Origin of the sequence: Psychroflexus gondwanensis ACAM 44 (assembly GCF_000355905.1) — a bacterium.
Taxonomy (GTDB): Bacteria; Bacteroidota; Bacteroidia; order Flavobacteriales; family Flavobacteriaceae; genus Psychroflexus; species Psychroflexus gondwanensis.
Map to the genome: position 1 here is coordinate 1 of NZ_APLF01000016.1, position 21450 is coordinate 21450.

15 protein-coding genes are annotated in these 21450 nt (G+C 34.8%); 9 read left to right on the top strand and 6 right to left on the bottom strand.

The features are described 5' to 3' along the window. From PGOND44_RS12495 to PGOND44_RS12510, 4 genes are all read left to right on the top strand, one after another. A partial coding sequence (locus PGOND44_RS12495) for a DUF4268 domain-containing protein (RefSeq protein ID WP_003442941.1) occupies positions 1 to 1255 on the top strand: 1255 nt, incomplete at its 5' end. Between the two features lie 135 nt (positions 1256 to 1390). Continuing rightward, entirely contained in the window at positions 1391 to 2140 is a 750-nt protein-coding gene (locus PGOND44_RS12500) for a DUF7829 domain-containing protein (RefSeq protein ID WP_236611997.1), read from the top strand. Positions 2141 to 2491: 351 nt separating this feature from the next. Beyond that, complete coding sequence (locus tag PGOND44_RS16015) at positions 2492 to 2623, top strand: hypothetical protein (protein ID WP_003442946.1); 132 nt, start codon at positions 2492 to 2494, stop codon at positions 2621 to 2623. A 1142-nt stretch (positions 2624 to 3765) separates the two neighbouring features. Next, positions 3766 to 4215: a hypothetical protein gene (locus tag PGOND44_RS12510; protein ID WP_003442947.1), complete on the top strand. Its 450-nt coding sequence runs from the start codon at positions 3766 to 3768 to the stop codon at positions 4213 to 4215. Between the two features lie 250 nt (positions 4216 to 4465). On the opposite strand, the gene PGOND44_RS12515 is transcribed toward PGOND44_RS12510, so the two are convergent. The 3 genes from PGOND44_RS12515 to katG form a co-directional block, all read right to left on the bottom strand. Continuing rightward, on the bottom strand, positions 4466 to 5713 hold the full coding sequence (locus tag PGOND44_RS12515; RefSeq protein WP_003442960.1) for a phage integrase SAM-like domain-containing protein: 1248 nt from the start codon (positions 5711 to 5713) through the stop codon (positions 4466 to 4468). A gap of 740 nt (positions 5714 to 6453) precedes the next feature. Further along, positions 6454 to 7221 (bottom strand): SDR family NAD(P)-dependent oxidoreductase, encoded by a 768-nt coding sequence (locus PGOND44_RS12520; RefSeq protein WP_003442962.1) that lies wholly within the window; start codon positions 7219 to 7221, stop codon positions 6454 to 6456. A 115-nt stretch (positions 7222 to 7336) separates the two neighbouring features. After that, positions 7337 to 9634 carry a catalase/peroxidase HPI gene (gene katG, locus PGOND44_RS12525; RefSeq protein WP_003442963.1) on the bottom strand — a complete coding sequence of 766 codons (2298 nt, stop codon included), beginning with the start codon at positions 9632 to 9634 and terminating at the stop codon, positions 7337 to 7339. 280 nt (positions 9635 to 9914) lie between these two features. Between katG and tnpA the strand changes: the two genes are divergently transcribed. Next, complete coding sequence (gene tnpA / locus PGOND44_RS12530) at positions 9915 to 10316, top strand: IS200/IS605 family transposase (protein WP_223810290.1); 402 nt, start codon at positions 9915 to 9917, stop codon at positions 10314 to 10316. A 526-nt stretch (positions 10317 to 10842) separates the two neighbouring features. On the opposite strand, the gene PGOND44_RS12535 is transcribed toward tnpA, so the two are convergent. Continuing rightward, entirely contained in the window at positions 10843 to 11550 is a 708-nt protein-coding gene (locus tag PGOND44_RS12535) for a class I SAM-dependent methyltransferase (RefSeq protein WP_003442968.1), read from the bottom strand. Positions 11551 to 11880: 330 nt separating this feature from the next. Here PGOND44_RS12535 and PGOND44_RS12540 point away from each other — a divergent pair, with 330 nt between their 5' ends. The 4 genes from PGOND44_RS12540 (at position 11881) to PGOND44_RS12555 (ending at position 17908) form a co-directional block, all read left to right on the top strand. Further along, a complete protein-coding gene (locus PGOND44_RS12540; RefSeq protein WP_003442970.1) occupies positions 11881 to 12645 on the top strand; it encodes a DUF6577 family protein in 765 nt (254 codons plus the stop codon). Next, on the top strand, positions 12642 to 13760 hold the full coding sequence (locus PGOND44_RS12545) for a nucleotidyl transferase AbiEii/AbiGii toxin family protein (protein ID WP_003442973.1): 1119 nt from the start codon (positions 12642 to 12644) through the stop codon (positions 13758 to 13760). The genes PGOND44_RS12540 and PGOND44_RS12545 overlap by 4 nt, the downstream gene beginning before the upstream one ends. A 582-nt stretch (positions 13761 to 14342) precedes the next feature. Beyond that, positions 14343 to 17324 carry a M16 family metallopeptidase gene (locus PGOND44_RS12550; protein WP_003442976.1) on the top strand — a complete coding sequence of 994 codons (2982 nt, stop codon included), beginning with the start codon at positions 14343 to 14345 and terminating at the stop codon, positions 17322 to 17324. A 221-nt stretch (positions 17325 to 17545) separates the two neighbouring features. Further along, entirely contained in the window at positions 17546 to 17908 is a 363-nt protein-coding gene (locus PGOND44_RS12555; protein ID WP_003442978.1) for a cupin domain-containing protein, read from the top strand. A gap of 6 nt (positions 17909 to 17914) precedes the next feature. Here PGOND44_RS12555 and PGOND44_RS12560 read toward each other — a convergent pair whose 3' ends face one another. Together PGOND44_RS12560 and PGOND44_RS12565 are read right to left on the bottom strand one after the other, a co-directional pair. Further along, positions 17915 to 20137: a TonB-dependent receptor gene (locus tag PGOND44_RS12560; protein WP_003442981.1), complete on the bottom strand. Its 2223-nt coding sequence runs from the start codon at positions 20135 to 20137 to the stop codon at positions 17915 to 17917. Positions 20138 to 20139: 2 nt separating this feature from the next. Continuing rightward, positions 20140 to 21420 (bottom strand): tetratricopeptide repeat protein, encoded by a 1281-nt coding sequence (locus PGOND44_RS12565; RefSeq protein WP_003442991.1) that lies wholly within the window; start codon positions 21418 to 21420, stop codon positions 20140 to 20142. Between the last annotated feature and the right edge of the window lie 30 nt (positions 21421 to 21450).

Sequence of the window (21450 nt, forward strand, 5' to 3'; positions counted from 1 at the left end):
GACAGCACTGAAGGATAAAGATTTGTATAATATCCAGACAAAGAATAAAAACTACTTTTTTGAATTGCTTGAAAACTTCAACAATAAAGAATATGTAGACACAGGAAACTCAAATATTTCTATTGAACATATATTCCCTCAAAACCCTAATCCAGAATGGTCGGAACAGTTAAACAATGAAGAGTTTTTCATGTTTAAAGAAAGACACTTAAACACAATTACAAACTTGACTTTGTCTGGTAATAATGCCGCTTTAAGCAATAGGACTTTTAGTGCTAAAAAGAGTATGAATAAGAATGAAGGTGAACAGGGTTACCAATTTAGTCGGCTGTGGTTAAACTCATTTTTAAACTCGATAGATGAGTGGACCATCGAAAATTATGAAAAGCGATTTGAGCTTATTTATAACCGCTTCTTAAAAATCTGGGAATATCCAGATATAGAGCTTCAAGAAGACGAAACAGCATCAGAGATAAATATATTTGAAGCAGAGAGTCCAACTAGTAAAAAGTTAGAATATTTTATTTTTGAAGACACCAAATACGAAGAAACAGCTGTTTCAATGATGTATTTTTATGTAGTTAAAGCTTTATTTCAAAAAAATCCAAAGTTGCTAATTGAGAACCAAGACATTCTTAAAATGACTAAGAATGAGGAAGATTTTAGGTCTCCCAACGAAATTGCAAACGGTTATTTTATAGAGTTTAATATTGACAGTAAATCAAAATTCAATTACCTAAAGAAGTTACTTAGCCTTTATGACTTAGAGGATGAACTTGTAATAAAATATGACGATAATAATGTTACATCTTATAAGGGCAATAGGCATGTTGTTCGACAAAAATTTTGGAAAGGGATTTTAGGTAAATTAGAAAACACTCCTCTTTTTGAAAACGTAAATCCATCTAAAGACCATTGGTTAAGTACTGGAGCTGGAACTGCTGGTGTTTCTTTTACTATGGTCATTTCTAAAAACTACGCAAGAATTGAGCTTACGATAAGCTCATACAGTAAAGAGCAAAACAAGCGATATTTCAAAAAACTACTGAGTCATAAAACAGAAATTGAAGGTCAGTTTGGTAAAGAATTAGAATGGGAAGAATTACCCGATAAAAAAATGAGCAGAATCAAAATCGAAATTGACCAAGTCAATGTTTTTGATGAAGATACATGGGATGAAATGGATAGGTTTTTTATTGAGAATCTACCTAAGTTTGAAAAGGCTTTTAAGCCTTACATAAGTCAACTAAAATAATTTAATCCATAAGGTATAAACGAATTAAAAGCTTTGATAAGAAACAACCTCTTATTTAGTTTGCGCTTGTCAAATTGAGTATTAAATAATAAAAAAGCTCGTGTTCGAATTTTGATAAAATGGAGAAAATATATAGTGGAGAGTTATGTCCATAATCTGAAACTGAAACTACTAGATAAACCCTATGATCATGGCTTTATAAAAAACTTCAATTTTAACGAAGAAGAACAGGCCTATTTAAATTCCCTTTTTAATCTTAATCAATTTCTGGATACGGACACCCCTTTAATTCATCTTATTAGTAAAGGTCATATAGAATTGGTTTCTCATCTTTTAAATTTTAGTAAAATAAGAGTAGATGTAAATGAAGTAAAGCTTAATCAAACTTTGTTTGTTTGCTTCACTACTCATTTTTTAAACCTACCCTTAGAAGAGCTTAGTAGAAACTATTTAGATTATCAAAACGAAATTTCACATCTTTTCATAAACGGTTACCAAGTAAAAGAGGATGATTTTAAATTTATAAAGCAATTTAAAGCCCGAAAGGATTCTAGACAATTACAATACATAATGTTTGCTTCCTACACATTAAAGTTAGCTAAGCCTCGTTTAATATACGTCCTGATGGATCATATTAGATTATTCACAAGTCTAACCTGCATTAAAACTGGAAAACACATTGGCTTTTATAAAACTATCGAGAAACAGGTTATAGAATCAACTCAAAATAGCAGTGCTTTTCAAAATGAAATCATCAACTATATCTCAAAGAATAGAAAAACAGAATTTAAAGCAATTGAGAATAAGCTTTTGGAGATGAGGAGAAACAAATATGAGGTAATTGAGGACCCCCAATTAAGGGAAGTACTAAATAGGCTGATATAAATAATCTTATCAGTTTATATTAAAAAATGAATAAAAGTAAATTTTAATTATAAGATCTTTCAAAGTGGCATCATTTGACCGAAACAGGTGGCACCATTACTCCGAAATAGCCAACAAGCCGTATTTTAAAAATTACTGAGTCAAAAAAGATAAATTGAAGGTAAGTTTGGTAAAGCATGTTTTTAATGTCAAGACTTTTAAGACTATAAAAAATTCACTAAGTTTATACTATAAATAAAATATGGATGACACAATTTGTTGTGTTATTCATAGGTTTTAAAACATTTGAGAGAAAATTTCGATTATTAGATTAATTCGAATTATCACGACACATAATTAAAATAAAACATTATGGGAATTAAAAAAGGTCCAAAAAAAATTGCTAAGTCGACTGGAAAACCAGATAAACGCCAACGAGATAATAAGGATACGCCTGGAAATACTCCATCGCTAAAGCCACACAAGCATAAGAAAGGTGATTAATCAGAATGACTGAAAATATCTTAAAAAAATTGAAAATGAGATTAATTTCTATCTGCTGATTTTAATGAAAGCATAAAAAAACTGACTTGTTACACTTCTGAGATAAATGTTGTAAAGGTTGAATCTGAAGTTGAATAAAAACACAAACACAAACGTACTTGAAAATACAAGTATGGTAAGTACTTTATTGACCCAAATATTAAACACAATCTTATTTAAATTCGATTGGATATATATTTGCACATATAAAAAAGTAACAAAACCTAAAAATAATCCTGTAGCTCGCTAGTGCTTTTTTTAATCCAGACATTGGAATTTTGTTCACCAAAAGCAAATTTCGCGGAAACGGATTTGGTGCTTTAATGATGTCTTTTTGTTCAAAAATTCTTGTTGAAGAAAATGGAGAAGTATTCGTTACGACTGATAAAAAAAAGTTGCATCAAACATTGTCTGTGAAAAGATAGGATTTGAGCCATTTTTTAATTTCACATACACGGAAATAAATAATGGCTAACAAAGAACTGAGGTAAAAAACAACCCTTTTCTAATTAATTTATTAAATATAAAAATATGTATTTTCCGACGTTTACAGAGTTATTGTTAATCGGCTCAGGCTTAGGTATATTAGTTTTAATTTTAGCTTATACACAAGCAGATGCAAAAGACAAAGAATATAAATCGAAAATTAAAAAATATTTTTTATTACTATTTATAACCTATCTTATCATTGGATATTTTAGATTAAGCTGAATAAAATCAATATAAAAAAAGAATTTTATAAAATTGAATAACAAGAAAACTAAACTTACACATAAGTGGAAACATTTTTTGAAAAACTAAGGAAAAAATGTAAAAGAGTTTTTAGAAATTATTGATAAATCAACAATAATCATCTTGTACCGTTCTCTAGTAAAATAGTAGAAATATCATCTAACTTTTGAAAAATTAAAGCTGTATTGTCGTTAAGTAAAGCTTGATTTGTTACAAATTAGAAAAGCTTTGTGGAGTTTGCTTTCAAGCACGATTCTGTGATGGGCTTGGGGTAAAATTCTCCTTGTCAACCCGACTACAAAAATGTTGTAAAACATTAACCAAGTATCACGAAAAGAGAACACATTAAACTGAAATAATAAAAAACCACAATGAACGATTTATCAAAAGAGGAAAAGAGAATTTTTTTTGTTGATTTTATAAGATTTATAAATGCTATTGAGTTTCCAAATGAAAATGATGACCAAAAACGAATACATCTTTTATCTCTTGAAGAAGAACAGGTTAAGAGAGTGACTTATTATTTACAAGACTATGAAGGAGAAGGATTTTCACTCATTATTGTGGAGGTTGACTCGGACACGGTTAATTTAAAAATATACGAACCACATACGGATGACTTTTATGAAAAAGAAAATATAGTTGTAAGACATAATATATTAGAAAAATACAAAAATACAAATAAAGACAATACCTATTTATCAGTTGGTATGATGGAAATTATTGATAATAAGCCAACTGTTAGACCTAATGCTTTTTTGAAAATTCCTTTAAAGTCAATTTCATTTTACGAAAAAGAGGATACAGAGGATAAAGAGTAAAATTATAAAAACATTTTAAAACAAAGAACTTAGGTAAAAAACAACTCTTTTCTCCTTTAATTTGAAACACTTATGTTCAAGACTTGGAGATTCGCAAAACTGATTCTTTGAGCTTTTTTAATTGATTTTTCTCTATTTATTTAATCAACTTAAATACATAAATATCATCATAAAGTCTACTAGATTTTGTGGTAGCAAAACAGTATTTAAGTAGCTTGGAGACAACTGCGATTAAGATTCCAAATATTAATTAATAAAACTCTGCCATTAATGCAAGGTCTAAATTTGATTTGCCAATATATTCGAGCAGTGCAGCTTCAGTAGTATGTCCTGTTACACTTTTAATATAAGCCGTTGATACTTTGCCATAATTATTACTAGCAAATGAATATCGACCAATGTGTGTACCTATAAACTTATATTTAGGGTAGGTACCTTCAACGCCTCTTTGCCCTTTTTCAGTTTTCATCTTAATTTTACCAGTAATCATTTCATCTATTTTGGCTCTTTTACCTAAGATTTTAAAATATTTATTCAGTTTTTGTTCTAATAGAACAGGTGGAAATTGGTCATCATATTTTTCTAAAATTTTGAGTTCTCTCTCATTAAGCACCACTGCAATTTTTGCATATACCTTCTTTTGACCAAGTTCTAAAATACGCTTGCCTTTAACATCTCTTATCATAGAAATATTAAAACGAGAAAAATCTGAATAGCGTTGTCCTGTGCTACATGCAATCAACAACCAATCTCTAGCAATATCTAAAGTCTCATCTTTAAGATCTAAATCTTCAATATCGTTTTGCTCTTCTAAAGTCAAATAAAAACTTTGTGTTTTTTCCTTTCTATTTTTTATGGAGTTAAATTGAGTGTTAAGCTTATTACCGTTTAATTCTGCATATTTACATACTGTCTTGGTGAATTTAAGCATCCTAGAGATAGTATTTATAGCATAGTTTTCATCATCAAAGAAACTTTCAAATTGTTTCTTGAATTTTAAATCAACGTTATTAACATATACTGGTGAAGTTTGAGAATCCAAAAACCTATTGATGTTATTTCTCATACTCTTTTGCTTCCTAAGTGTACTTTCCCTTATTTCGCCTTGCTTAAAATCAATGTAATTTTGAATCCAAGCATTTAATAATTTCGGATTTTCAAATGAATCCTGTTCATTTTCACTGTGTACTTCTTTGTAGTATGAACTTATCTGACTTTCCAACCATTTTTTATTAATATCGCCTGTAAAGCTTTGATGAAAATTATGAATTACATACTGGCTTAAATCGTTAGTTGATTGATCAATTTTATTTTTTAATCGAAGCAGTTCAGCATCACGAAGACGCTTCCCTTTTGAGATTTTAATCCAGTTAGTCTTACTGATGAAAATTTTAGAATTTACTTCAATTACTTTAGGTGCACCGTCAGAAAAAAGGAATCTTAATTTTAAATTACTATTTTCTTTAGTTGATCTATAAAGGAAATTAACAGTTGCCATGGGCTTTTTTGATTAGGTACAAAGCTTGAATATTTGTACGATTTTTGTACGATGAAATTAATCAATTGAAATTACATACAATCATATGCATTGAAAATAAAATCAAATTCAAGTTTAAACTACTTATTTTCAGTGTATTATAAACTTTATTAAAAAATAATTACTTTGCATAGGATTGCATAAATATTCACAACTTGGTCCAAGTGGGACCACACAGTGGAAAACCTTTGCGATAAGCAAGGGTTTTTTTGTGGAGCAAAGCGAAGCAAATCTTGGACGAGAAGTTTACCCTGAGCCCCGATAATCATCGGGATCGAAGGGAGCCCCAAGTGGGACCACACAGCGGAAAACCTTTGCGATAAGCAAGGGTTTTTTTGTGGAGCAAAGCGAAGCAAATCTTGGACGAGTCCCGATAATAATCGGTATATCCTGAGTCCCGATAATCATCGGGATCGAAGGAACCCCCAAGGGGGACCACACAGTGGAAAACCTTTGCGATAAGCAAGGGTTTTTTTGTGGAGTAAAGTGTCCCGTCCTAAAAATGGTTGACCCTTTTTATCTCTTTTCTTGATTCAAAGTCAATAGCTTTTCTGTAATTTTTACATCCTCTTTTTTTAAAAAAAAAGTGGAGCAAAGGAATAATTTGACCTCGTTCCACTTAGTAGCTAAGCTCATGTGTTGGTGGTTTTTAGGTTAACATGTATCCATGATTCTGCAAGTGTCTAATTCATAAATTATAGTTACTGCTCTGTAAACCCGCCATCAACCACAAATTGACTTCCGTGCACATACCTACTTTCGTCTGAAAAAAGAAATGTAACCATATCACTCACATCTTTTGGCTTTGCGTAGCGGCCCAAAGGAATCATTTTTACAAATTGATCTTTCACTTCATCCCCTTTTCCTGGATTTATTCCATCTTCAAGAGATCTCATCATCCGACTATCCACTACACCAGGATGTACAGTATTTACTCGTACTTTTCGATCTCCTAATTCTTTAGCAGCAACACGCATAATTCCTATATTGGCATGCTTGGTAGTATTGTAAGCCACCATACCTGCCGTACCTGTTAAGCCTGCAACAGAGGATGTAATGACAATGCTCCCCCCATCTTCAATTTTTGGAATGACATATTTCATCCCCAGAAAAATACCCTTTATATTCACCGCAATCACTTTGTCAAACACATCTACAGGATATTCATGAATAGGTTTTACAACCCCTTCAATTCCTGCATTATTAAAGAACAAATCAATTTTACCATACCGGTCAATTGCAGTTTTAACGTATCTTTCTACATCTTCGGGATTTGTTACATCTGCAACGACGTAGGACATATCATAGTTGTTTTCTTTGGCCTCTTTTTCTTTTTCCTTAAGGCTATCCTCATCTATGTCGACCAGCAAAACCTTAGCTCCTTCAATGACCAAGTTTTTTGCAGTTGTAAATCCTATTTCTCCTGATCCACCTGTTATAATAGCTACCTTATTTTCTAATCTTTTCATTTTGAATGTTTTTAATTGTTAAAAATCATTAGCTCCTGTCGATAATCTTGTGTCTAACTATTGTCTGAAGCTCGATTGATAGCTATCATTTACATGGCTTTCTTTTTTAGATATTTTAATCGTCCTTAACGTCGTAACGGTCCAGCATCATTACTTTGTCCCAGGCTGCAACGAAATCTTTTACAAATCGCTCTTGCCCATCATCAGCGCCATAAACTTCAGCGACGTTACGCAGCTGAGCATTGGAACCAAAAATTAAATCGCAGCGGGTAGCCGTGTATTTTGTAGCTCCACTTTTACGGTCGTTGACATTGAACAGCATTTCGTTTTCACCTTGGGGAACCCACTCATAGTCCATACTGGTGAGCACCCGAAAGAAATCGTTAGACAGTTCACCAGGGCGTTGGGTAAATACTCCGTGTTTGGCATAATCGTAATTTTGGTCCAATACCCGCAGGCCGCCTACCAAAACCGTCCATTCTGGTGCATTCAATGTCAATAATTGGGCACGGTCCAAAAATATACGTTCTGAGGGTACATTGTATCCTATTTTATCATTGTGGTAGTTTTTGAATCCGTCTGAAACAGGCTTCAACCAATCGAAACTTTCTACATCGGTGAGTTCTTGAGTTGTGTCCGTACGGCCTGGAGTGAATGGCACTGAAATGGGGGTACCCGCATCTTTAGCTGCCTTTTCAATAGCAGCACAACCCCCTAGAACCACTAAATCGGCTAGAGAAACTTCCTTATTACCAGATTGACTAGCATTGAAATCACTTTGAATTGTTCTAAGCGTGTTAAGCACCTTATTAAGCTCAGAAGGTCGATTCATTTCCCAATTGTTCTGAGGTTCCAGAGCTATACGCGCTCCATTAGCACCCCCTCTTTTATCGGAATGGCGATACACGGCTGCTGAGGACCATGCTGCAGATACTAAAGCGGATACGCTTAAACCACTGCTTAAAATCTGGTTTTTCAAAACGGCTATATCAGTATCGTTCACCAATTCATGATGACAAGCTGGAACTGGATCTTGCCACAACAAATCCTCTTTTGGTACTTCAGGACCCAAATAGCGATCTTTTGGCCCCATATCTCTATGCGTTAATTTGTACCAAGCTTTTGAAAAGGCTACTGTGAAATAATCAAAGTCATTTAAGAATTTCTCACATACTTTACGATATTCTGGATCTGCCTTTAAAGCGATATCAGACGTCATCATCATCAAATCGTCCATCATTCCTTCTCGATGTGCGTCTGGAGTTTTTGGAGCATTAGAATCTACTGGAGTCCATTGGATGGCTCCAGCAAGACTTTCTTTATTCTTCCATTCAAATTTAAACAGGTTAATCAAGTAGTCATTGTCCCATTGAGTAGGATTGGGTGTCCATGACCCCTCAATCCCATTGGTCATTGTGTACTGGCCAAATCCCGTACCTTCTGGGTTCTGCCAGCCCATACCCATGGCCTGAAGGGGTGCTGCTTCTGGTGCTGGGCCTATCTTATCGGCAGTCACCATACCGTGACTCTTCCCGAAGGCATGTCCACCCGCAATTAAAGCTACCGTTTCTTCATCATCCATCGCCATACGCTTAAAGGATTCCCGAATTGCTCGCGCAGAATCCAAGGGTTTTCCATTCCCTCCAGGACCTTCTGGATTTACATAAATTAATGCCTGATGGGTAGCACCAAGCGGATTCTCAAGATCTCGATTCTCGTCCGATGGTTCACCTTTCCAGCGGAGCGTTTGGGTCACCATTTTATCGGGATGACCGTCGGAGTATTCTCCAACTTTTGATTCCTTGAAGGGTTTGCCATCCCAGAATTCTGGCCCCCAGTAGGTACTGCGGTCTGGTTCCCAAGCATCACGACGTCCACCTCCAAAACCATAGGTAGGGAAATTCATTATTTCTAAGGCGCAATTACCAGTCAAAACCATGAGGTCTGCCCACGAAAGTGCTGCCCCATATTTCTGTTTAATAGGCCACAGCAATCGACGTGATTTATCAGTATTCCCATTGTCCCACCAGGAATTAATAGGGGCAAAACGCTGCATAGCTTGTCCTGCACCACCTCGACCATCGGCGATACGATACGTCCCAGCTGCGTGCCACGTCATACGAACCATTTGCGGACCGTAATTTTTATAATCTGCCGGCCACCATTCTTTTGAATCTACTAGTAAAGCCTTAATATCTTGTTTCAATTGCTGAAAATCAATTTTATTAAAAGCTTCTTTATAGTTCTCGTCACTCATGGGATTGGCTGCAGGCTGGTCTTGGTGCAGCAACTCCACTTGTAGGCGGTTGGGCCACCAGTCATCAATCTGAGGAGGAGTTCCAGCTGCTCCACCTATTCGAGTACCTCGAAATGGACATTTACCTGAATCTTCTGGGTTATCATTATTTTTCATAGCATTCTCATTAAATTATTGTGTCAAAACTGATCAAACATTACCAATAAAGTTATGAAAAAAAAGTGAATAAGCGTTTATGAGGTACAATTTCGGGCCTACACATAGCCCAGGGTTTAAACCGTGGGCTTTTAAAAAAAGATGTATTTTTAGGATAGGATATAAAATGGTTAAAACCATTAAATCCATATTTTCAAAATATATAACCCACGGTTTAAACCGTGGGCTGAAAGAATGCAAGGAAAGCATAACCGTTTTAACGGTTTTAAAATTAACTAATATGCCACACTCATACAATAAAATATGGATACATGCCATATGGTCAACGAAAGGAAGAATACCGTTAATTTCAAGTTCAATAGAGCAAAAGGTTTATCCATTTATTTCAGAACAGTTGCGTGAAAAAGGCTGTCCAGCTAGGCTCATTAATGGGATGCCAGACCACATTCATTGCTTATTTTTATTAAATTCTCAAAAATCGATTTCAGAACTAATTAAACAAATCAAGGGGAGTAGCTCACATTGGATCAATCAAAATAATTTGATTTCAGAAAAATTTGCCTGGCAAACAGGATTTGCTTCTTATTCCGTTTCAGAATCTGTTGTTGAAAAAGTTTATCAATACATCAAAAACATCACCATCAAAAGAAAAGCTTTCAGCAGGAATATAACGAGTTTTTGAAGCTTTACGGTTTCGAAACTCAAAATGAACATTGACCTTATAAAAAATACGATAGACATTTGTAAGCATTAAAAAATAAATAGAAGAGTCCTCGGGGCAATCCCACGAGGCATTCAGAGGGCTTTTTTTTGATTGATGAAAACCATCCGTTTTCAAACCTTCATCAAAACACGAGGCAAGTCTCGGGGAATTAAACCCAATAGAGATTAAAACATTGTGATAGATTCAACTTAAAGTAAAACCAAATTAAATTTATAATGTCGTATGAATAAATTGAATTATAATACGACGTAGCTCAGCACAGGTTTTTTGATTGATTGAAGTTAAAAATAATTAGCATAGCATTAGTTACGGTAATTATTTTTGATGCAAAGCATCCGTTTTCAAAACTTCATCAAAACACGAGGCAAGTCTCGGGGAATTAAACCCAATAGAGATTAAAACATTGTGATAGATTCACCTTAATGTAAGGTGTAAGCACCGGATTTTTTATTGAGAAACACCAAGCAAATCTAGCCTGAGAAGTTTATGACTTCACGAATACCATACAATGTTGCCACGGAAGATTTCCTTTATTTTTTTCTAACTTAAAACCTGCAGCTTCAAATTCCTTAACCGCCTGCTTTTCGCTCATTTTATGAACCTCTTTAATAGGTACACGGGGATCTTCGGCCCTATACTCGATTAAATAAATTTTACCATCTGATCGCAAGGCATTTTTTATGGAAGCTAGCATTTCTATTGGGTAACTAAACTCGTGGTAGACATCTACCATAAGTATTTTATCAACCGAATTTTCAGGTAAATTGACACTCTTTTCACCTCCTTTAACAAGCGTCACATTATCGATCTTGTTATCGGTAATCCGTTCGTTCATTTCTGCTAGCATTTCATCTTGAATATCGACCGCGTAAACGAATACATCTTTGGCTATTGAAGACATTTTAAACACATGATATCCCGACCCTGCTCCAATATCTGCAATAACATCCCCGGAGGTGATATTCATGTTTTGTAACAATTTTGCCGTGTTCTCTTCCTTTTCGCGTTCAGGACGCTCTAGCCAGCTCATCCCTTGAAAACCCATCACATAAGCAATTTCTCTTCCCATATACCATTTACCAGTGCCATTGCGATCTCCTTCTTTATAGGTATAGGAGTCTACTGAGCTTGTACTCTGTGCAATTAAAGTAACTGTAAAGCAGAATATGAGTAAACCTATAATTTTTTTCATAAGACAACTCTTTTTTTGATTTCTATTAAAATTAGTGATTTTTAGTAAGAAAAGGAGGAACTCGGCAGTTTTTAAGAACTGTTTGAGGTCTGTACTATGCAATAAACAGACTACGTACTAAAGTTTTATTCGACTAGGCTTTATATGACATGATCTGAATTCTTAACATGGCTTCTGTTAACAACAAGGCAAATTAAAGCTTTTAAGAGCAAAAGATTTTTTTTCCTCCATATATATATCCAATATTTGCCAATTATTATTTTTACTGGCGTATTTTTGTTATCAAATATTTGCCGATTTTTTATATATTTGGTATAAATTTGATCTGAGATGGCTAAAATAATTGAAGATAAACTCATTGTAGAATTTAAGGATAGAAATTCTTTTTCGAGAGAAGAATTGTTTGACTTTTATAAAAATTTCGAACCTAGCCTGAAAGAAGGCACCTTAGGATGGAGGATTTATGACCTTAAGAATAAGAACATCATAAAATCTATTCAAAGAGGTTATTATACTATTTCATACAAGCCCAAGTATAAGCCTGAGATTTCTGGAGAGCTTTTGAAATTTGCCAAAGTAATTTCAGAGAGATTTGGAGAAGTAAAATATTGCCTGTGGGACACCGATTGGATTAACGAATTCTCACAACATCAATCAAGTAAAAAACTAATTGTTATTGAAATTGAAAAAGACTTTATAGAATCGCTCTACCACGAGCTAAAAGATACTTTTCGATCTAACTTCTATTTGAATCCTGATAAAAAAATCATTGATTTTTATATGTCCGAAAGTCAAAATCCTGTTATTATAAAAAAACTCATCACAAGGTCACCAATTTCAAAAAGGAAGGAAAAGAAATTTGAAATATACACTCCCCTACTTGAAAAAATACTAGTAGATCTTTTCACAGAAAAAAAACTATTCTATTTCTATCAGGGAGCTGAATTAATCCACATTTACGAAAATGTTTTAAAAAATTACACGCTCAATTATACCAAATTATTCAGTTACGCTAAACGAAGAGACCAGGAACAAGACATCAAGCAATTTATGAACAACCATATGTATCATCTTGTAAAAGACATAATCGAATGATAAAAGAGCATTGTTTTACAGAAGAATGGTTAACTACTTTCAAAAAACAAACAGAACATAAAAGAATCGATAAGATTATTCTTGAAAAAATGATTTATGCACTTCACCTATTGGAACGCATTAAAGCTAACGGACTTGATTTTGTATTTAAAGGAGGGACTAGTTTGGTGCTGCTACTGGAAGAGTATAATAGATTCTCCATTGATATTGACATCATTTGCAATACCGATAGAGAAACCCTAGAAAAAATATTGAGCAAAGTTATTGATTCTTCTAATTTCAAATCATTTGAACTGGATAAACACCGTAGTTATATACCAAGTGTTCCTAAAGCACATTATTCTTTTGCCTTTGATTCCGTAACAAAAGGGAGATATTCTGGAACTATTTTATTGGATGTATTAATTGAAGAGTCTATTTATCCAGAAATAATAGAAAAGCCTATTCAAACCAAATGGGTTGAAATGGGGGGAGAAACAAAGATCAAACTACCAACTGTAGATGCAATTACAGGAGATAAGCTTACAGCTTTTGCGCCAAACACTGTTGGCATACCCTATTTTAAGGGAAGGAATCAACAGGCATTCTCTATGGAGATTTGCAAACAGTTATTCGATTTAAGCAAACTCTTCGAACGAATAGAAAACATTGAAACTGTATCTCAAAGTTTTGAAGTCTTTGCGATACAAGAAATTGAGTATCGTAAAACTGCAACATTAGATTTAACTCCTGAAAAAGTACTACTAGACACTATAGATACATGCCTGATTCTCGCAAAAAGAGGAGGAGGTACACCTGATGAAAAAACAAATTTTACAGAATTACAAAAAGGTATTCGAGCTTTTGGCACAGGTTTTTTGATGGTTGGCAATTTTAGAATAGATGATGCTATTCCTGCATCTGCTCGCATAGCTTATTTGGCAACAAAACTATTACACAAAGAATTATCGCCAATAGAATATTACAAAGGACAAGATTTAAAAGCACTAAGTATTGAAAATAAAGATTGGAATTTCTTAAACCGATTAAAAAAACAACCTGATAAATCCTCTTTTTATTATTGGCACAAGACACTTGAAACGATGGGTTTGATAAAACAGAATAAAAATGAGTAAAACCAACAAATACTCTATCGATAAGCGTTTTACTCGACTAGGCTTTATATGACATGATCTTAACATGAAGTAATACACCACCGAAATCCAAAGTGGCTAGGTCATCGACATTAAGACATCTTTATACCAAATTTAAATATCGGCATTGAGTATCAAGGAAAACACCATAAAGAGTCTGTAACGTTTTTTGGAGGAGTTGAGACTTTCGGAAAAAACCTTGAGCGTGATAAGCGAAAAAAGACTATGTTCTGAAAATGATTTAAAACTGTTTTATGTTTTTCCAGAAACAGACACCATAAAATTTAGTACAGAATTAAAAGAAAATGTAAAAGCTTTAAGCACGAGATAAGCATTTATGTGGCTCTTTTGTTCTAGCATGAGTAGCACTTTATCTGTACCCTTTGTGTATCTCATTAAGGGGTAAGAATCCCTTGGGAACAGTACCTTTATGACCAATGACATAAGACTAGACTCTCGTATTCAATAGACTACAAGGTTAAACCTTAAAAAAATTCAAAAAGGAAAGTATTTATTTGTGGAATACGAACTATATTTATAGCATTAATCCTAACAACCCATCTTATGAAATATGTTAAACAGTATGTTTTTATCCTAAGCCTTGCCCTTTTGAGTAGTTGTACACAAAATTCAACAGAAGAAGGCTATTTAATTACAACGCAAGAAGACGCCAATGGTTTTAGTTATGAAATGGCAGAAAATGACCCTTCAGGCTTAAGACTTTACACCTTAGATAATGGTTTAAAGGTATACCTAGGAAAGAATGAAGAAGATCCCAAAATTCAAACCTTAATAGCTGTAAGAGCGGGATCTACTTACGACCCCGCAGATAATACTGGACTTGCCCATTACCTAGAACACATGGTCTTTAAAGGAACGGACGACATAGGCACTTCAGATTATGAAGCTGAATCTAAATTGCTTACAGAAATTTCTGACTTGTACGAAGCCCATAAAACCGAACAAGATCCTGAAAAGAAAAAAGCGATCTACAAACAAATAGATTCCGTTTCATTTGAAGCTTCAAAATTGGCAATAGCCAATGAATATGATAAAATGGTTAACTCTTTAGGCGCTGAGGGAACCAATGCTTTTACATCGAACGAGCAAACGGTTTATGTCAACAAAATACCATCTAATGAGTTGGAAAAATGGTTGACCGTAGAAAGCGAGCGTTTTAGCAAATTGGTTTTACGTTTGTTTCACACCGAGTTGGAAGCTGTTTATGAAGAATTCAACAGAGGTCAAGATAACGACGGCAGAAAGCAATACTTCGCCACTCTAGAAGGACTCTTTCCTACACATCCTTACGGAACTCAATCTACAATTGGAATTTCTGAACACTTAAAAAATCCATCTATGGAAGCTATTAATGCTTATTTTGATAAGTATTACGTCCCTAATAATATGGCGGTGATTTTGGTAGGAGACTTAGACTTTGAGGCTACCATCCAAAAAGTGAATGATGCTTTTGGCGATTACGAACGTAAAGAAATAGCTCATCCTACATTTCCAGAATTGGATCCCATCACCGAACCCGTGAAAAAAGAAGTCTATGGCCCCACATCGGAGTCTATTTATTTAGCCTTCAGATCTGAAGGTAAAGGCTCTGAGCAAGAGGTTTTACTTACACTTGTAGATTATATGTTAGCCAATTCTCAAGCTGGGCTTATCGATTTGAATTTAAATCAGAAGCAAGTCGTACAAAACGCCTCTTCCTTCACCAATTTCGACAATGACTATGGATTCCATTTACTTTATGGAAGCCCAAAAGAAAATCAAAGTTTGGATGAAGTCAAAGATTTACTCCTTGAGCAAGTAGAAAAAATTAAGAAAGGCGAATTCGAAGATTGGCTTCTCGATGCTGTTGTTAACGACTTAAGATTATCACAGATCAGACAATATGAAGATGCTTCTTCTACAGCTTACGCTTATTTGGACGCATTTATTGGCTTTCAAGATTGGAATAGCAGATTGGAAATGCTAGACAGAATGAAAGAAATCAGCAAAGAAGATATCGTGAAGTTTGCCAACGAATTTTACGGAAACAATTATGTAGAAATACATAAGTTAAAAGGAGAAGATTCTTCTATAGTAAAAGTTGAAAACCCTGGCATTACTCCAATTGAACTAAACCGAGATAAAGAATCTGCTTTTTTGAAGGAGTTCAATAAGGTTGGATCTCCAAGTTTAGAGCCACAATATATAGACTATAAAACGGCTATTAAGGCTACGGAAACCGATAACAATATTGAAGTTTCCTACATTAAAAACCCAAACAATGATATTTTTAATTTGAATATCATTTTCGATATGGGACAAGATCACGACAGAATGGTGTCGCTTGCTGCGGGATATTTAGACTATCTAGGGACAGATAAATACACACCAGAAGAGCTAAAACAAGAATTTTATAAAATTGGGATAAGCTATAATATCTTTTCATCGAATGATAAAACATACATGAGTATTTCTGGCTTAAAAGAAAATCTTGATGCAGGTTTAGCCCTATTAGAAAACCTTTGGGACAATGCACAGCCCGATCAGGAAAGCTATGATAAATATGTAGAAAGCATTCTGAAACAAAGACAAGATGGTAAAACTCAAAAAGGAAATATATTTTATAATGGAATGATGAACTATGCACAGTATGGTGAAGATTCTAGATTGAGAAATATCTATTCTGAAAAAGAATTAAAAGCGTTTAAACCTGCTGAGCTGGTAGCTAAAATAAAAGAAATGCGGGCGTACAAACAGCGCATATTTTATTATGGAAACGATGTTGACGCTGCTGTTGCTTCCTTAGACAAACACCATGCGGTTCCTGAAACTCTGATGGATTATCCTGAAAAAATGGAATACCAAAATGTAGATACTGGGGGTAATGTATATTTTGTGGACTATGATATGGTGCAAAGCGAAATCTTATTGCTATCTAAAGGCGATGAATTTGATGATAAAAAAATGGCCGCTGCAAGACTATTTAACACCTACTTTGGAAGCGGTTTATCCTCCATTGTTTTTCAAGAGATTAGAGAATCCAAATCCTTGGCTTACTCTGCCTTTGCCAGTTATAGTATGGCTTCGGAAGAAGGAGAACCAGATTACACCATGGCCTATGTTGGAACACAAGCCAACAAGCTAGAACAAGCCGTAAATGCTATGATGGAATTGATGAACGATATGCCAGAAGCGCAAGAACAATTTAATCAAGCTAAAGAAGCTACCTTAAAGCAGATTGCCGCTGAACGCATTACAAAGTCAGATATTTTCTGGACCTATGAAGGTTTGAAGAAAAGAGGGATAACCAATGATTACCGAGAGGAGATGTACCAGACCATTGAAAATATGACATTTGATGACCTGAAAACGTTCTTTAACGAAAACATTAAAGGACAAGACTATAATGTAGCAGTGATGGGCAACAAAAAGGATTTAGATTTTGAAGCCCTTGGTAAACTAGGTACGGTTAAAGAATTGGATATTGATTATATTTTTAACTACGAAAAGAAAGAAGAGGAAAGTCTTGAAGAGGTCAAGCTATAAATCAAGTGAAGTAGAGAAAACCCCAGCATTTTAGGTAAATGCTGGGGTTTTTAGTTAAAGAGACATTGGTGAAAAGACCTAAAATGAAGACCCCTATCCCTCTAGGTTAACTGGTCCGATTGTATATCGATACTCTACGTATAGGAGTGAGATTATTTTTAAAAAATTAGATTTGTATTACCAATTCAAAGGTTTTTTTAGAGATTTAAATTTAAAAACAAATGATAGAAGCCATCAACATAAAGAACAAACTTGAATTAATCGATGAACTCTGGACCCCAAAAGTCATTGCAGAATTGAATGGACAGCAAGTGAAGCTTGCCAAAATCAAAGGGGAGTTTGTGTGGCACGACCATAAAAATGAGGATGAGCTCTTCTATGTCCTTAAGGGAAAATTGGTGATGGAATTTCGAAATAGAAAAGTAGAAGTAAACGAGGGCGAGCTTATAGTAGTTCCAAAGGGAGAAGAACATAGGCCTTTTGCCAAAGAGGAAGTATGGATTCTTCTATTTGAGCCTAAAACCACAAAACATACTGGCGAGGTAAAGTCAGATTTTACCGTCGATACTCCAGAAAAGATATAAAGGACTTCAAAACGTGTAAGTCACCGTTGCTTTTATAAAAAAGGGTGTTCCTGGTGTAAAGTGTATTTCTTCTACAGGTCGTGTCTCATTCCGCAACCTCGATTCTGTTGCAAACTGTGTTTCATTCCAGTCTACATCAAGTACATTTTCTATAGCCAATCCTAAGCTTATAGCCTTAAAGTCATAATTCACATTAAAATCGGTGACAAAGTAACCTTCTGCAACTATGGAATTATCTTCATTGGCCGGTCTATCATCCAAATACCTGAGTCTTATTCCGCCAGAAAAACCATCCAAATTATTAACTGATAATCCACCTGTGAACGTAAAATCTGGAGCTAATGGAATATAGTTTTTACCACTTGGCTCTTCTGTGCTTCTAGCATTCGTAAATGTGGCATCAGAGTCTAAAAACAACCAATCTGTAAGTTGATACCTCAACCCCAAATCCAATCCATAACGTCTTGTTTTCCCGCTAGGCTCTACAATGCCAGCATCGCCTACATAGACAAACTCTTGCTCTAAAAATAAATACCAAAGTGCTGAATTGACGACGAGTTTTGGAAATGGTTTCCAAACGCTTCCAAAGTCGGCACCATAAGATCGCGGTAAAATATCTTCTCCGCCGTTGGCAACCACTACTCTAGTATCATTGGAATGGAAGCCGAGTCCAGATTTTAAATATAGCTGTAAATTGTCTTTGGCGTTATAAAAGAAATTTAGTTTTGGACTTAAAATAGCTTTTGTCTCAGAGAGTGTTTCGTAGTTGGTTTGTAAAGCATCATTGTATAAAAACTTAAAATAATCTACACGCAAAGCTGGTGCAATCTTAACCTTACCGAGTTCGAATTCAGCTTTTACAAAAGCATCGATATTGGTCTGATTAATATCTCCCAATTGAATGTTCTCGAGTGTTGTTCGTCTATTCAAGGTTCTAGATAATTCTACATCATCAACTACATCATGTCTTACCCCAAAACCAGAGCTTAGATTCAATTCGATTCCTCCTAAATCTGTGGTATGAGTAATCGCTGCATTGACACCAAAAATATTCCTATCTTCTTTCTGTTTAATCTGATCTCCATTCACAGGATCTTCCAGAAAGAATGTAAAATTTGAGTACAATTCAAAAGCATAATGAGAGTAAAAAGCATTGGCACTCAGTTTGGTATCGTCTGAAATGTAGTTATCGAACGTTACATTGAAGTTAGTACGCTCGGTTTCGCCTCCTTCAGTATCGTCTATCGCGCCAAAACGTGTCATGTTGCCGTTATCGACTTCACGCTGTGGGATTTGCCCCGACGCGTCCCAGCGACTTGTAAAATGTGATGCTGTTAAGGTAAGCTTATCGTTTTCTGGAGAGTACATGACGTACTTTCCAAATAAATTTAAGCGATTGAAATTCTGTGGAGATTCAAAAGGGCCATCTGTCGCTATATATTCTAAAGCTACATAAGCATTCTGGTTTTTAGTGTTTTCTAAAAGGTCGAATAAACCAACCGTTCTAAGGGTATTGAACTGACCTGCCGACGCTGATATGCTACTTTCTTTTAAATAATCTTTGGTTTCAAAATTGACATAACCTGCCGTGTTAAAATCACCTTCCTGAGCGTAGTATCCTCCTTTACCAAAATCAATTTTATTGATGGTTTCTGGGATAACAAAGTGTAAATCGCTATACCCTTGTCCATGGGCATGAGATACCATATTTACTGGCATACCATCTACTGAAATAGAAACATCTGTCCCATGGTCGACATCAAAACCACGAAGAAAAATCTGTTCTGCTTTTCCGCCACCAGCATGCTGGCCAATAAAAAGACCTGGCACTTTTCGTAAGACTTCTTGAGATGAATTTACGGGAGTCACCTTCAAGTCTAATCTCGAAATGGTACTGACAGTGTTTAATTCTTCCGTTATCACCATCTCATCCAATTGAAAGGTTTTTTCTTCTAATATGATTTTTAAATCTGTGGTGTTTTCAACTTGAATCGTTCTGGTTTTGTAACCCAAAAGACGAACTCTAATAGAATCTGCTATTTTAGTATTCGTACTTACAAACACTCCATTCTCTGAAGTATGGGTATGACTTTCTGAATTGATATTATACACATAAACATCTTCTAACGGCTGGTTAAGCTCATTCACAACAATCCCTTTTACTTCTTGGGCGTAAGTCATAAATGAAAGACAGCCCAAGATGAAAGCTCCTAAAATCCGCTTGCTCATGACTATAGTTGATTTATTTTAGTAGCCATGTTTGGTCCCAACTCATATAAACTACCTATTAGTTCTTGTTTTATAGGTGCAACCTTATCGGTTTTACCTGCAGCTTTATAAATTTCTGCAATATGATATAATACATCTGGCTCAGACGTCTGTCCTTCCACATGAGCTTCTATAATGTCATTTGCTTTTTGTACATCACCGGTTTTAAAGTAACTCCAAGCTAATAGATCGTAAGACTGAGGTGTTGGTCTATTTTCTATTTCGCGCTTGGCGATTTCTAGTGCTAATTCTGGTTGACTTAAATCTTCAGAATATAAGGCGACGTTATATTTATTATACATTTCGCCATACTGCGCATTTTTCACTGCATTGGTATAAGACGCGAGGGCTTTTGATTTTAAATCTCCATCGTTTGTATACTCAGCGATTTCAGCTTTCAAAAGGTCATAATCTGGTGAGTTATAATAGGACGTTATATGGTTGAGTATACTCAAGGCTTCTTTTGGATTCTTTTCGTGAGAATATATAATCCAAGCAATTCCTTTCTTAGCGTAAGCATCGTCTGGGTCTAGGGCCAGTGCTTTAAGAAAATAGGTGTAGGATTTATCAATTTCACCTGCATGACCATAGAAGTCTGCTAGGTTGGTATAAGCCCATTGCTTTATGCCTTTTAAGTTTGAAGATTCTGCAATAGCAGTTGCTTTTTCCATCTGTAGAATAGCACCCTCTAGGTTTCCAATATGGTCTTCCCATTTTGCAGATCGAATGAGATAATCGAAATCTGAAGTATTTTTAAAGTCTTTTAGGTAGGATTCTGCATAGATGTAGTTCCCTAATTCTAAATGCACATCGAATAGCATTTTCTTAGTCCCCTTTAGGTTCTCACCATTGGTTTTAGCTTTTAGAAGTAATTCTAAAGCTTCTTTAAATCTGTGTTGTGAAATGTAATTGGAAGCAAGATTTTTCAAAAGTCCTGCATCGCTATCCTTTACAATTTTATTGGCTTCAATAAGATCCTGTTCGGCTTTAATTAAGTAGTCGATATTTCCAGTAGTGCTAAACACTTTAGTATGTGCATTGGCACGTTTTACCAAATAAGTATAGGCGCTAGAACTTTTCTCTATTCTATCGGTCCAGAAATTCACATCTTCTAAGAGTTTTGAAGAGTCTATCTTGGTTGAAAGATATGGACTGTAATCTGTTTCATTTGTAACTTGATTGGAAGTACAACTTACTAGTGATAAAAGAACACTAATAACCGAGAGTATTTTTTTAATAAGCATGATGGTTTGTTTTTTTGAAGTGACTTATCC

What these genes read in the sequence shown, in the direction of transcription:
- tnpA (WP_223810290.1), top strand. Translation starts at nt 9,915, where the DNA reads ATGCCACACTCATACAATAAAATATGGATACATGCCATATGGTCAACG.
- PGOND44_RS12520 (WP_003442962.1), bottom strand. Translation starts at nt 7,221, where the DNA reads ATGAAAAGATTAGAAAATAAGGTAGCTATTATAACAGGTGGATCAGGA.
- PGOND44_RS12510 (WP_003442947.1), top strand. Translation starts at nt 3,766, where the DNA reads ATGAACGATTTATCAAAAGAGGAAAAGAGAATTTTTTTTGTTGATTTT.
- PGOND44_RS12535 (WP_003442968.1), bottom strand. Translation starts at nt 11,550, where the DNA reads ATGAAAAAAATTATAGGTTTACTCATATTCTGCTTTACAGTTACTTTA.
- PGOND44_RS12545 (WP_003442973.1), top strand. Translation starts at nt 12,642, where the DNA reads ATGATAAAAGAGCATTGTTTTACAGAAGAATGGTTAACTACTTTCAAA.
- PGOND44_RS12560 (WP_003442981.1), bottom strand. Translation starts at nt 20,137, where the DNA reads ATGAGCAAGCGGATTTTAGGAGCTTTCATCTTGGGCTGTCTTTCATTT.
- katG (WP_003442963.1), bottom strand. Translation starts at nt 9,634, where the DNA reads ATGAAAAATAATGATAACCCAGAAGATTCAGGTAAATGTCCATTTCGA.
- PGOND44_RS12555 (WP_003442978.1), top strand. Translation starts at nt 17,546, where the DNA reads ATGATAGAAGCCATCAACATAAAGAACAAACTTGAATTAATCGATGAA.
- PGOND44_RS12515 (WP_003442960.1), bottom strand. Translation starts at nt 5,713, where the DNA reads ATGGCAACTGTTAATTTCCTTTATAGATCAACTAAAGAAAATAGTAAT.
- PGOND44_RS12540 (WP_003442970.1), top strand. Translation starts at nt 11,881, where the DNA reads ATGGCTAAAATAATTGAAGATAAACTCATTGTAGAATTTAAGGATAGA.
- PGOND44_RS16015 (WP_003442946.1), top strand. Translation starts at nt 2,492, where the DNA reads ATGGGAATTAAAAAAGGTCCAAAAAAAATTGCTAAGTCGACTGGAAAA.
- PGOND44_RS12565 (WP_003442991.1), bottom strand. Translation starts at nt 21,420, where the DNA reads ATGCTTATTAAAAAAATACTCTCGGTTATTAGTGTTCTTTTATCACTA.
- PGOND44_RS12550 (WP_003442976.1), top strand. Translation starts at nt 14,343, where the DNA reads ATGAAATATGTTAAACAGTATGTTTTTATCCTAAGCCTTGCCCTTTTG.